Source organism: Kribbella sp. NPDC051587, from assembly GCF_044453945.1.
In the GTDB taxonomy this organism is placed as follows: Bacteria; Actinomycetota; Actinomycetes; order Propionibacteriales; family Kribbellaceae; genus Kribbella.
Genome location: NZ_JBITDE010000005.1, coordinates 162,980 through 175,835, shown reverse-complemented (window position 1 = coordinate 175,835; position 12,856 = coordinate 162,980). Strand labels below are relative to the sequence as shown.

10 protein-coding genes are annotated in these 12,856 nt (G+C 67.9%); 8 read left to right on the top strand and 2 right to left on the bottom strand.

All coding sequences use genetic code 11. The features are described from left to right. Positions 1 to 37 precede the first annotated feature (37 nt). The 4 genes from ACIA49_RS20110 to ACIA49_RS20095 all read left to right on the top strand — a co-directional run bounded on the left by ACIA49_RS20110 (position 38) and on the right by ACIA49_RS20095 (position 4,059). Complete coding sequence (locus tag ACIA49_RS20110) at positions 38 to 1,237, top strand: DUF4142 domain-containing protein (RefSeq protein WP_396378708.1); 1,200 nt, start codon at positions 38 to 40, stop codon at positions 1,235 to 1,237. Positions 1,238 to 1,433: 196 nt separating this feature from the next. Then, positions 1,434 to 2,414, top strand: a complete 981-nt coding sequence (locus ACIA49_RS20105) for an ABC transporter ATP-binding protein (RefSeq protein WP_396378707.1) — start codon at positions 1,434 to 1,436, stop codon at positions 2,412 to 2,414. Continuing rightward, positions 2,414 to 3,160, top strand: coding sequence for a hypothetical protein (locus ACIA49_RS20100; protein ID WP_396378706.1), 747 nt, complete (start codon positions 2,414 to 2,416; stop codon positions 3,158 to 3,160). Before ACIA49_RS20105 ends, ACIA49_RS20100 begins: the two co-directional genes overlap by 1 nt. Positions 3,161 to 3,267: 107 nt before the next feature. Next, positions 3,268 to 4,059, top strand: coding sequence for a DUF2785 domain-containing protein (locus tag ACIA49_RS20095; RefSeq protein ID WP_396378705.1), 792 nt, complete (start codon positions 3,268 to 3,270; stop codon positions 4,057 to 4,059). Here the strand turns inward: ACIA49_RS20095 and ACIA49_RS20090 are convergent. Then, positions 4,050 to 5,048 (bottom strand): ABC transporter substrate-binding protein, encoded by a 999-nt coding sequence (locus ACIA49_RS20090; protein ID WP_396378704.1) that lies wholly within the window; start codon positions 5,046 to 5,048, stop codon positions 4,050 to 4,052. The genes ACIA49_RS20095 and ACIA49_RS20090 overlap by 10 nt on opposite strands. Before the next feature lie 341 nt (positions 5,049 to 5,389). Between ACIA49_RS20090 and ACIA49_RS20085 the strand changes: the two genes are divergently transcribed. From ACIA49_RS20085 to ACIA49_RS20070, 4 genes are all read left to right on the top strand, one after another. Beyond that, positions 5,390 to 6,697, top strand: a complete 1,308-nt coding sequence (locus ACIA49_RS20085) for a cytochrome P450 (RefSeq protein WP_396379034.1) — start codon at positions 5,390 to 5,392, stop codon at positions 6,695 to 6,697. A 492-nt stretch (positions 6,698 to 7,189) separates the two neighbouring features. Beyond that, positions 7,190 to 8,137 (top strand): ABC transporter substrate-binding protein, encoded by a 948-nt coding sequence (locus ACIA49_RS20080; RefSeq protein WP_396378703.1) that lies wholly within the window; start codon positions 7,190 to 7,192, stop codon positions 8,135 to 8,137. A gap of 120 nt (positions 8,138 to 8,257) precedes the next feature. Next, positions 8,258 to 9,832: a diguanylate cyclase domain-containing protein gene (locus ACIA49_RS20075; protein ID WP_396378702.1), complete on the top strand. Its 1,575-nt coding sequence runs from the start codon at positions 8,258 to 8,260 to the stop codon at positions 9,830 to 9,832. A gap of 10 nt (positions 9,833 to 9,842) precedes the next feature. After that, complete coding sequence (locus tag ACIA49_RS20070) at positions 9,843 to 11,405, top strand: diguanylate cyclase (protein ID WP_396378701.1); 1,563 nt, start codon at positions 9,843 to 9,845, stop codon at positions 11,403 to 11,405. Here the strand turns inward: ACIA49_RS20070 and ACIA49_RS20065 are convergent. Then, on the bottom strand, positions 11,399 to 12,826 hold the full coding sequence (locus tag ACIA49_RS20065) for a methyltransferase (RefSeq protein WP_396378700.1): 1,428 nt from the start codon (positions 12,824 to 12,826) through the stop codon (positions 11,399 to 11,401). The two genes, ACIA49_RS20070 and ACIA49_RS20065, sit on opposite strands and share 7 nt — an antisense overlap. Positions 12,827 to 12,856 lie beyond the last annotated feature (30 nt).

The window sequence follows — 12,856 nt, the reverse complement described above, 5'->3', positions numbered from 1 at the left end:
TAGTGTCCCGGCGGGCCGTTCCGTTTACGGTTGACTGGTGAGACTTGCGCGAGTGCCGGCGTTCCTGCTGCTCGTCGCGGTCGGCGTGCTGGGATCGGCCCAGCCCGCCGGTGCGGCGACGCAGCCCGATGCCGAGTACCTGAACCCGGCCCACGCGCTCAACCTGACGATCATCGCCGCCGCGCACACGGCGTCCGGCCAAAGTGCGTCGTCCTGCATCCGCAGGGTCGCCGCCCAGCTGGAGCGCGACCATCGGAAACTCGCCGCCCAGGAGAACACGGTCGCCGCCCAGCTCGATCTCGAGCTCGCGACGACGGTGGCGGCCGATCAGCGCCGGCAGTTGCTCGCTCTGGCCGCGAAGGCCGGCAAGAAGGGGTACGAGGCTGCCTGGCTGCAGTTCCAGCGGCAAGAGCACCAGGAGTACCTGAAGCTGGTCACCGGCAACGCCCCGAAGTCTGCGTCCCCCGCGGTCGAGTCGGTGGCCAACGGCGCGAAGCCGGTGATCGAGATGGACCTGCGGATGGTGACCGGCCAGTGCAAGGCCACGACGCGGACGCCGTCCGTCGACACCGGCACCGGTGGCATGGTCGCGGATGCCCGGCAAACGCGCTCCCGGGTCGCGCTGGGCCTGATCGTCCTCGGTCTGTTGCTGTTGCTGATGGGCAAGTCCGTCCCGGTCCGCCGACGGCTGCTCGGCATCGGCGCGCTGGGCGTCGGCCTGGTGATGATGTTCGGCGGTGCGGCGCACGACGCCGGCCAGGTACCGAAGGCCGCTGCCGGACCACAGGAGCGGGAGGCCGCCGTACCGCCTGTCGAGCTGAAGGTGCCGGGCCTGCTGAGCGTGCGGGTTCAGCCGGTCGCGGCCGGTGGGGACGGTCGGTTGCAGGTCCCGGCCACCGCCGACGTGGGGTGGTGGGCCGCTGGTGCAGCGCCCGGCGCCCAGGGTGGGACGGTGCTCCTCGCCGGGCATGTCGACACCGCCGCCGGACGAGGCGTCTTCGCCAAGCTGTCCGAGGTCCCGATGGACGCGCGGGTGGCCGTGACGGACGGCGCCGGCGAGCAGCACTGGTACAAGATCGTCGCGCGCCGCACGTACCGGCAGAACAATCTGCCGCCGGACCTCTTCAACGGCTCCCAGAAACCGCGGCTGGCGCTGGTGACGTGCACCGGCTCCTACGACCACGCCGCCCACCGGTACAGCGACAACCTCGTCCTGTACGGCGTCCCGCTCGACTGACCGTTCTCGGGGGTGTTCGGGGCCCACTCAGGGGTTCAACCGATGCGCGCTGCTCCCCATGGACCCCAGAATCAACCCACGGGTGGACACACCGGGTCCGCCCCGGGTCCGATGCTCTGGGGCGGTCCGCCCTCGATACTGGGACGGACAACGCCGCCCACCATCACTGGCGCGCCACCGAACGAGGAGTACGGCAATGATCGAGGCACACGGCCTCACCAAGCGATACGGCGCCACGGTTGCCGTAGACAACCTGTCGTTCGAGGTGAAACCCGGCAAAGTGACCGGCTTCCTCGGCCCCAACGGTGCCGGCAAGTCCACCACCATGCGGATGATCCTCGGCCTGGACACCCCGACCTCCGGCGACGTCCTGATCGATGGCAAGCACTACGCCGACCTCAAGCAGCCGCTGACCAAGGTCGGCGCACTGCTGGACGCCAAGTGGGTGCACCCGAACCGGTCCGCCCGCGCCCACCTGGCCTGGATGGCAGCCTCCAACAAGCTGCCGAAGAGCCGGGTCGACGAGGTGCTCGGCATCGTCGGCCTCACCGACGTCGCCGGCAAGCGCGCCGGTGCCTACTCGCTCGGCATGTCGCAGCGGCTCGGCATCGCCGGCGCCCTGCTGGGCGACCCGGAGATCCTCCTCTTCGACGAGCCCGTCAACGGCCTCGACCCCGAAGGCATCGTCTGGATCCGGCAGTTCATGCACCGGCTGGCCGACGAGGGCCGGACCGTGTTCGTCTCCAGCCACCTGCTGTCGGAGATGGCGCTGACCGCCGAGGAGCTCGTGGTCATCGGCCGCGGCCGGCTGATCTCGCAGACCAGCACCAAGCAGTTCGTCGACCAGGCCAGCGGCAGCAGCATCAAGGTGCGCAGCCCGCAGCTCGGTCAGCTGCAGAACCTGCTGAACTCCGGGCCGATCACGACCCGCGTCGAGGACGTCGAGGACGAGGGCAAGGTCCTGTTCGTCGACGGCCAGATCACCACCGACCAGATCGGTGAGGCCGCCGCCGCCAACAACATCGTCCTGCACGAGCTGACCCTGCAGCGGGGCTCGCTCGAGGCAGCGTTCATGCAGATGACCGGCGACTCGGTCCAGTACCACGCGCACGACCAGCAGGGCGCACCGCCGGTGCCGCCGGCCGAGGTCGTCGTGGCAGAAGAGGAGAAGATCTGATGTCCCTGGTCACCGTGGAGCGGATCAAGCTCTTCAGTACGCGGTCGCCGTGGTGGTGCATGATCGTCGCGCTGATCCTGGCCGACGGCTTCATCACCCTGGGCTTCCTCTTCGCCCCGGACGACGTCAAGCAGGGGTTCCGGCCGGCCGACACGCAGGGCACCTACCTGTTCGGGATGATCGTGATGATGGCGATGGCCTGCCTCGCGATCACCACCGAGTACCGGTTCGGCACCATCCGGACCAGCTTCCTGTCGGTGCCGAAGCGGATTCCGGTGCTGCTGTCCAAGACGCTGGTCGCCGCGGTCCTGAGCGGCTTCGTCGGTCTCGTCTCCGCCTTCGCGGCCTGGGGACTGGGCTACATCCTGGTACCGGACGCGGACCTCGGGATCAACACCGGTGCCGAGTGGCGAGCCGTTCTCGGCGTACCGCTGGTCTACGCACTGGCCGCGGTCCTGGCCGTCGCGATCGGCACCCTGGTCCGGCAGAGCGCCGGTGCGCTGGCGATCGTGATCTGCTGGCCGCTGCTGCTCGAGGGCATCGGTCTGGCCATCCCGAAGGTCGGCGAGTTCCTCAGCGACTGGGGCCCGTTCTCGCGGGTCAGCTGGTTCCTGGGCGGTGACCAGCCGGGCAGCGGCCCGTCGGACGCCGTGATGTCGCCGACCTGGTCGCTGGTGTACTTCGCCGCGTGGGCCATCGGCCTGCTGGTGATCGCGTTGGCGGTCGCGAAGAAGCGCGACGCGTAACGAAGCTCGGCCGGGCTGAGGGGTCCTGGTCGCTACGGCCCGCGGAACTTCGTGTTCCGCGGGCCGTTCCTTTGTGCTGACCTCGTGGCTCGTCTAGGGTCCCGCGCATGACTGACTGGACAGCGGTACGTGCCGAGGACTTCGCCGTACCGGCTGATCGGCCGCTGGGTGAGCTGGTGAGTGAGCTGTCGGAGCTGTTGCGGTCGGCTGATCCGACAGAGCGGGACAGCACGGCGTACTCGACGCTGGCGACCTGGATCGGGCGTGGGGTGCTGTCCGGGGACCAGTTGCGGGAGCTGGGCGACGAGATGGCGCGGCGGTTCGGGGATGCGGAGATTCAGGCGCGGACGTTTGCGCCGTTGATCCTGGACTGCATTGTGTCGGCGGGTGTCTACGAGGCGAGCTGGGTGCCGCCGTTCGAGCGCTGGTACGTCGCTGAGACCGATCTGCGCGGGTACGACGCGAAGCTGGGCTGGCTGCATGCGGTGGCGCACGGGGCCGACCTGCTGGGGACTCTGGGGCTCTATCCGGCCGTGGAGCCGGTGGAGATGCTGCGGCTGGGCATAGGACGGCTTCTGACGCCCACAGAGCACGTGCTGAGGGACATGGAGGACGACCGGCTCAGCTACGCGCTGGCGTGCACTCTGACGCGCTCTGAGCTCACGGTGGAGGATGCGACCGACTGGCTGGTCCCAGCGTTCACTGGGATCACTCCGGTCGGGTTGTCGGTCAGTCCGGTGAATACGAACACCACTCGGACGCTGCGGGCGCTCTACGTGCTCGTGGACCGCGGAGTACGGCTGCCCGAGGCTTCCGACGTCACACCGGTGCCGCACAGTGCGGAGATCAAGGCGCAGCTGGTCGAGGTGCTCCGGCTGGTGTCGCGCAGCTACTTCTGAGGCAGCTTCCGCAGGGTCATCGTGAACTGCTGCAGACAGGTGTTGGCGGCTGACACGGAGTATCCGTCCCACCAGGCCGCGGGGTCGAGGCGGGCGACCCGACCGGCCTTCACCGCGGGCAACTGGGCCCAGATCGGGTTGCTTGTATACGACTTGAAGATCTGGTCGGGTCCGGCGTTGAAAGCGCCGCCGCCGAGGAAGTAGAGGATCACGTCGGCGTCCGCGAGCAGTCCGACGTGTTCGCGGTTGATCGGGTAGTACGTGTCGGTTCCGCCCGCGCCGGCGGTCGACGGACTCCGCCGTACGCCGATCTCGTCGAGGATCGTGGAGCCGAAGATCGGGCCGCGGAGGATGCGCAGCTCGTTGTTCGTGAAGCGCACGAGGGCCACGGAATGCTTTGCCAGAAAGGCCTGGTGCTCGCTCTTCACCTGCAGGGCCCGCTCATGGAAGCTGCCGAGCGCCGCGTCCTGCTTGCCGGACTCACCGAGCAGGTCGGCGATCAGCCGCACGGAATCCTGCCAGGGCTTGCCCTTGCCGGCGTTCTCGTAGGCAACGGTCGGGGCGATCGCGGACAGTTGTGGGTAGAGGTCCTTGATCCGTTGCAGGTTGCCGATGATCAGGTCGGGAGCGAGCTTGACGACCTTCTCGAGGTTCGGCTGGTTGAAGCCGAGCGACTGGAAACCGGCTGCCGGGCGCGGCAGATAGCCCGGCACCGATACCGCGCCGTCGAGGGTCTCGGAGGCAACCAACGGCGCTCCGACCTCGAGACTGACCTGCAGACCGCCGGACGCGTCCAGTGAGACCACGCGCTTCGGCGAGACCGGGATGTCGGTGTTGCCGAGCGGGTGCTGCACGTTACGGGTCTCGGCGATCGACGGGTTGATGTCACCGCCTGAACCGCAGCCGGTGAGACCGGCGACGACAGCGGCGCCCAACAGGCCGGTGAATCCCCGGCGTCCCAGGGTCGCTTGGCGGTCGTCGTACGGCATGCGGGTAAGGCTACCCTTGCGCAATGGAGTCCGGATCTCTCTCAGGGCATCAGCCGTCGGGTGGTTCGCGCATCCTACTTTCGGCTGCGTTTTCCCTGAACCGCCCCTTAGGTACGGCGTGCCGCGGGCCCGGGACCGCTACAGGTGGATACCTGTGGAGCCAGAACCGTTGTCCATGACAAGGTCTGTGCAGGCAACGGCCGTGGTCCCCTCCCATGGTGGTGCCAACGCCACTACCGGAAGTAGTGCCTACACCATCAGATCTGGTCCTCGGCACCGTTAACTTTTGGTTGACGGAAACAGTCGGGGGCAGCAGTTTGCAGAGAGGGCGCGTGGAAGTCATGGTTGCGACATACCTGAAGAGATGGGTCGGCAACCGGATCCTCAGCAGGACCAGCCGCAAGGGCGGTGGTCTCGACCTGCTGAAGTTACGGGTGTTTCCGAGCGAGGTGACGTTGCCGCTGCGGCGGGAGGGCGTCGACCCGCAGCCGGCGCTGGGCGAGGTCCGCGAAACGGACCCGGTGCACCGGTTGGTGCACGTCTTCGGGCTCACCGTCTGGCTGGTCACCGGCCACGCCGAGGCCAAGGCCGTCCTCGCCGACACCACGAACTTCAGCAACGACGTCCGGCACCTGATCGGCTCGGACCCGAACAAGCCGTCCGAGGGGATCGGCGGTCTCGGGTTCACCGATCCGCCGGACCACACCCGGCTGCGCAAGCTGCTCACGCCCGAGTTCACCAAGCGTCGGCTGGCCCGGCTGGAACCGGTGATCGAGAAGATCGTCAACGACCAGCTCGACCTGATGGAGGCCAAGGGCCCGGTCGCCGATCTCGTCTCCGACTTCGCGTTCAACGTGCCGTTCTTGTTGATCGCCGACCTGCTCGGCGTCGAGGAGCAGGACCGCGACCGGTTCCGCGCCCTCGGCCCGGCGCGGTTCGACGTGTCCGCCGGCGGGATCGGCCTGTTCGGGTCGGCCAGTGAGTCCCGCGACTTCCTGTTCGAGATCGTCCGCAAACAGCGGGCGAACCCGGGCGACGGGTTGATCGGCTCGATCATCAAGGCCCAGGGCGACGACCTGGACGACGTCGAGCTCGGTGGTCTGGCCGACGGCGTCTTCCTCGGCGGCTACGAGACCTCGGCCAGCATGCTTGCCCTCGGCACCCTCGTGCTCCTGCGCAACCCCGAACACTTCGAGCGGATCCGTACCGAGCCCGGCGCGGTCGACGGGATCGTCGAAGAGCTCCTCCGCCACCTGACCGTCGTACAGGTCGCGTTCCCGCGCTTCGCCCGCCACGACCAGGAGCTGTTCGGCAAGCCGGTCAAGAAGGGCGACCTGGTCGCCGTCTCGCTGTCCGGCGCCGACCGTGACAAGGCCGTCTTCGGCGACGACGCCGAAGACTTCTACCCCCGCCGCGCCTCCTCCGCCGCCCACCTGGCCTTCGGCCACGGCATGCACCGCTGCGTCGGCGCCGAACTGGCCCGCATGGAACTCCGCGCCGCCTTCCTCGCGCTGGCTCACCGCTTCCCCGACCTGACGCTCGCCGTACCCGAGGAGCAGTTGCGCTTCCGCGAGCTGTCGATCGTCTACGGCCTCGAGTCCCTCCCCGTCCAACTGCACGCCACCAAAACCCAGCAGGCCGCCGGCTGATCGTGACCGTCCCGGAACGTCTGGCCGCAGTGCGCTAACGTCCGAACGAATCGCAGACGTGGTCGGCGTGTTTTCGGACGTTAAACGGGATCGGACCAGGGGCGCTGGGTGCTCACGCCGCTGCGGGGTGAGAGTCAGCAGAGTCCTCTTGCTGCCGGCGGCCCGTTGCGCTTTGCCTCCCCAAACCGGTTCGGGGAGGTTCCTCTCCTGTGGAAAGGCCATCTGGGGAGGATCCACCTCCCGAATCCCTCCTGGATCCACCCCAAACTGGTTCGGGGTGGGCTGAGCCGCATCCGGTCCCGCTCCCGGTCAGCATCGCTAGCGTCCGAAAACACGCCGACCGTGCACTCGGGTTCTTCGGACGTTGGCCGGGCTGACTGGTCGCCGGATGGGCGACGGAAGCATTTTGCCTGGTCCGGGGGTGTGGGAATCGGTGGGGAGTTGGCAGGGGGGTGGGTTTTGGGTGGGGCGGGGGTGGGGTGGGATGGGGGGATGGTGATGAGGGTTGGGGTTTTGGGGCCTTTGGGGTGGCCGGGGTGGGTTGGGGCGGGGCGGTGGTTGGTGGCTGGGGCTGAGTTGGCGGGGCGGGAGTTGGGGGTTGAGGTGGTGGTGAGGGATACGGGGGGTGATGCGGGGCGGGCTGTTGCGGCTGTGGATGAGTTGGTGGGGTTGGGGGTGGGGGCGTTGGCTGGGGAGTATCACAGCGTGGTGGCGCGGGCGGTTGCGGCGCGGGCGGTGGAGGTGGGGGTTCCGTATTTGTGTTCTTCGGCTGTGCTGGACGAGTTGGTGGCGGAGCCTACGGATTGGGTGGCGCGGATTGCGCCGGTGCAGTCGCGGGGGTGGCGGATTTTCGCTGAGTATCTGGGGAAAATCGGGCATCGAAGGATTGCTGTGGTGAGGCAGCCGAGTGTGTATTGGGCTGCTGGGGTGGAGATTCTGCGGAAGCACCTGGGGAGTGTTGTCGAGGTTGATCCGGCCGACGTGTGCGAGCAGCTCGTGAGCAACAGCGCGACGGCGTTGTTGTTGCTGGTGGGGACTCCGGAGCCTGCGTTGTCGATTGTCGAATCGGTACGGCGGGATGCGCGGTTGGCGCACGTGATGATCGGGGCGCCGGCGGGGCAGCCGGAGTTTGCGGAGTGGGCGGATGTTGAGGGGATTCCGTTTTTGCGTTATCTGCCTGACGAGTTGAGTCCGCTGGGGGTTCGGGTGCGGGCGGCGTTGGGCGGGGAGCCTTCGTTTGTCGCGTATGAGGGGTACGACGCGATCGCCGTCCTGGCTCGTATACAGAGTGCAGATTGGGGAAGTGTCGTCGTTCCGGGAACTCGCGGGGAGATCACGTTCGAACGGGTGCCGGGGATTGGCGTCTGGCAGTGGGCCTGGGCGCCGATTCAGGTGGTCGAGCGAGGGCCGGCCGGTTTCCGGGTTCTGCACTCCGGTTGAGACATGAGGGAAGAAATCTTTGCCCACTTATTACCCGGTGTGCGGAAATTGTGGCACTAAGTGGCCGTTGGCTGGATGGGGGCGTGACAGCGGCGGCACTGGTGGTGAGAATGGGCCGCTATGGGCGACGTGGCGATGGGTGGGGAGCTGACCGCCCGGATCGCTGCTGCCATGACGTCGGCGCAGTCGGGTGGCCATCTGGCCGCGGCGGCTGAGGTCGAGGCACTGAAGGCCGAGTTGGGGCCCAGTCCGAGTTATCAGTTGGCGGCCGTTGAGTATGTGCGTGGAGTTGCCGCACATCATGCGAGTGACGCGGATGAGGCGTTGCGGGCGGTGGATGCGTTGATCGCGGTGGCCAAGGCGATCGACGAGCCGGGATGGGAAGCGAATGCGTTGCCGATCCGGATCATCAATCTGGCGCGCAGTGGCCGAGGTGGTGACACGGTCAATGATCTGGTCGCGGCTGAACAGGCGTTGAGTAACACCAACGATGCCGGGCTGATCGCGTGGGCGCATACCGGGTTGGGATACGCGTACGACGTACTGCGACTTTTTGAACTGTGCATTCCGCATTACGAGCTGGCGACGCAGCTGGAAGACGATGTCTTCGAGTTGGCGGAATCGACGGCGATCGACCGGCTGAATCTGGCCGAGACGTATCTGCGCTGGACGCATGAACTCGAGCGGCTGGGTGATCCGTCGTACGGGCAGGAGATCCGCGAGCGGCAGGCCTCGGCGGCGTACTGGGCTCGCGAGGCCGAGCGGGTGATCGTCGACGACGAGAGCCAGGAGTACTGGCGGTTGAGCGCGCGACTGTGGGTCGCGGCTGCGGCGACCGAGGCGGATCCGGCCGTGGCGGTCAAGGAGTTGACCGAGTGCCGCGACGAGATCAGCAAGCTGGGTGAGACCGAGCGACTGGCGATCGCGGGCGCGTATCTGGCCCGCGCGCTGGCGGCGAAGGGCGAGCTCGACGCAGCCCGTACGGCGGCCGACCGGGCGACGGCGGAGTTGATTCCGCTCGCGGATCCGTCGACACATCTGCTGGTGCTGCAGACCCGGTCGGAGATCGCGGCGGCTAGGGATGAGCCGGGATCCCTTGCAGCGTTGGAATATGCGCGATCGGTGGCGCGCGGCTGGTGGAAAGAACGCCAGCGCGCGCTGAACGCCGTACGGCATGCTTTGACCAGCCACGACCTCTCCGCGCGGCACGATGCGGAGTGGCATGCGGCGCGGCAGGATCCGTTGACCGGCGTGGGGAACCGGCGTGCGCTGGAGGAACGGCTCACCGCGGCGCGCGATTCGGGGCGCGCGGTGACGTTGCTGGCGATCGATGTCGACGACCTGAAGGTCGTGAACGATACCCATGGGCACGCCTGCGGTGACCAATTGCTCCGGGTGGTGGCCAATCTGCTGGTAGAACAGGCGCGAGCGACCGATGCCGTGATTCGATCGGGCGGGGACGAGTTCTTCGTCGTTCTCGACCAGCCGGATGCCAAAGGCGGTGCCCAGCTGGCGATGCGGATCCGGATCGCGGTCGCGGCGATCGCGGCCACCACGGACCTGCCGTGGTTGCGGCGGCTGGGACTCAGCATCGGGTATGCCGCAACGGCGGAAGGCGTCGGGGTGGACCAGTTGATCGCCACGGCCGACCAGCGGCTGTACGACGACAAGCGGCGGCACAAAGTGAGGCAGTGAAGGAGATTCGGTGCGCGAGACGTCGGGGGTGACGGCGCGGATCGCGGCGGCGATGACCCGGGCCCAGTCCGGGAATCCGGCGGAGGCCGGGCTGGAAATCAATCGCTTGCTCGTCGAACTGGGGACCGAACCGAGTCACGAGCGCGCCGCGGCGGAGTATGTGCGGGCGGTCGCCGCGCATCACGCGACCGATGCGGTCGAGGCGCTGGACGCGGTCGACGGCTGTATCCGGGTGGCCCGGGCGATCGACGAGCCGGGCTGGGAGGCGAATGCGATCGCGATCCGGATCGTCACGCTGATCCGGACCGGTGAAGGTGGTGACTCGGTCGCCGACCTGGTCGCGGCAGAGAACGCGCTCTCGCGGACCCGCGATCTCGGGTTGGCCGGCTGGGCGCACACCGGGCTCGGTTATGCCTATGACCTGCTGCGGTTGTACGAGCTGTGCATCCCGCACTTCGAGCTGGCGGCGGACGGTGATCACGTCCCGCTCGGGCTGGCCGAGGCACCGGCGATCAACCGGCTCAACCTGGCGGAGTCCAACCTGCGCTGGGCGCATGAGCTCGAGCGGCTCGGCGACACGTCGTACGACGAGGAGATCCGGGTACGACGGCGCGCAGCGCACCACTGGGCGGGTGAGGCGGTCGGGGTGATCGTCGAGGCGGATCTGCTCGGGTACTGGCCGATCGCCGGGCGGATGTGGTTGGCGGCCAGTGATGACTCAACGGACGCTGGGTCGGCGGCCGTGATCCTCAAGGACTGCCGGGATCAGCTGGCCAAGCTAGGTGATCTGGAGCTGGCTGCTATCGCGGGCACGTACCTGGCTCGCTCGTACGGCGTGGCCGGGCGGCTCGATGAGGCTGTTGAGGCTGCACAGCGCGCGGAGAGCGATCTGCCGCCGACATCTGATCCGCCTGTGGAGGCCCTGGTTCGCCACACGGGTGTGCAGATCTCTGCGGAGGCAGGTGATTCCGGAGCGGTAACAGGTCTGCAGTACGCGCAGGCGATCAGCAGAGGCTGGTGGGCCGAGCGGTTGCGCGGTCTGTACGCCGTACGGAGCGCACTGGCGAATCATGAGCTGTCGATCCGGCACGACGCCGAGTGGCGAGCCGCACGGGAGGACCCGCTGACCGGAGTGGGCAACCGGCGCGCGTTGGACGAGCGCATGTCCGTTGCCCACGATGCGGGGCGGTCGATTGCGGTGATTGCGATCGACGTCGACAACCTGAAGGTCATCAACGACAACTACGGACATGCGTGTGGTGACGAGGTACTGCGCCGTGTCGGGCACCTGTTGCGTGAGCAGAGCCGAGCTGAAGACGTGGTGGCGAGGGCTGGTGGTGACGAGTTCGTCGTCATCCTGGACAACCCTGATGAGCGTGGCGCGCGAGAGCTGGTCGAGCGGATCAGAGCGGCTGCGGAGCGAGTGGCCGAGGCTGGGGTCGAGCCCTGGTTCGCCATGCTGCGGCTGAGCATCGGGCATGCGACCAGCACGGACGGTACGCCGGTCAGCGAGCTACTGACGGTTGCTGACCAGCGGATGTATACCGACAAGCGACTCCGCCGGGGTCAGTAGTCCAGGAAGCCTTCGACCAGCAGACGCCTGATCTGCGGGAGGTACTCCGGCAGTACGTCGACCAGTGGTCGGTCCAGGAGGTCTGACAGCGCGGCCAGGATCTGACCGACGCTCAGGTCGCCGTCACAGGCCCCGACGAAGCCGGCCAGGACGGTGTCCACCTGCTCGGCCCGGCGCATGCCACGCTGGCGGCGCAGCACGATAGTGGCCGGGTCCTCGGCGCCTGGCTGGCCGGTGGTCTCCTGGATGACGTCGTCGGCCACAACGAGGTGCAGGCCGGTCAGGTCGGCAGGGAGACCTTCCTGGCGCTCGAAACGCCGCAGTACATGCGGTCCGATCGGGCGCTCGATCTCGTACGGCCACTCCTCGGCCTCGAGTGTCCCGGGCACGTTGTGCAGAGTGATCCAGCCCATGCCGATCGCCTCGACCTGTTGGTCATCCAGCCAGCGCAGCCATTCGTCGTACTTGCTCTGGTACGACGGTGTGCCGTGGAGACCCGCGTCGCGGAGCCACAGCTCGACGTACTCGGAGGGGTCGAGTTGCTCGCGTTGCACGACCCAGGCGGAGCGGTCGCCGGTCCAGGTGGCGAGGCGGTCGCGCCAGTCCTGCCCGCGGACGCAGGTCCAGTTGGCGAGCAGTTGGCACCAGCCGCCGTCGGTCAGGTGCTGTGGGGCCTGCTGGACGAGCTGCTGAACCAGACTGTCGCCGGCGAAGCTCGTCTCACGGTAGGTGAGCTGTGAGTCAGGTGGTGAGATCACGTACGGCGGGTTGCTGATGATGAGGTCGAAGCGTTCACCGGCGACTGGTTCGAAGAGGCTGCCGGTGCGGACGTCGAGCTCGATGCGGTTGAGCGCAGCGGTTGCTCGGGCGAGGTCCAGCGCGCGCGGGTTGACGTCGGTGGCGACCGTCTGGCTGACGCGGTTGGCCAGGTGCAGGGACTGGATGCCGCAGCCGGTGCCGATGTCGAGCGCCCGCTCAGCCTTGATCGGAACCGTCAGGTGGACGAGGCTCAGACTGGCCGGCGCGATCCCGAGCACGTAGTCCGATCGCATCGCCTCGCGCCGACCGTCGAGGCCGGGGGTCAGGTCGGCGACCACCCACCACTGCTGGTCGTCCTCGGCGAACGGTCGAACGTCGACCACCGCCCGGTCGTCGGCAACGATGCCCAGCGCAACCAGGTCGACGCCTGGGAACGCCTTGTCCACAAGGTCTTTCGGCACGACGCGTTGCAGCAGGAACAAGCGGATCATCGTGTCCAACGCGTCGCCACTGTCGGTACGCCGTACCGCCAAGGTCGTCTCGTTCCGCGCTAGCGCCGCATTCGCCTGCGTCCCCAGCCGTGCGGCCACACCCTCAACCGTGTAGTCCGCCGCCGCGAACGCCGCCCGCAGCCCCTCCACCACATTCCCCGTCAGTTCCACCCCCGCATCCTCCCACCAGGGTGGGGAGGG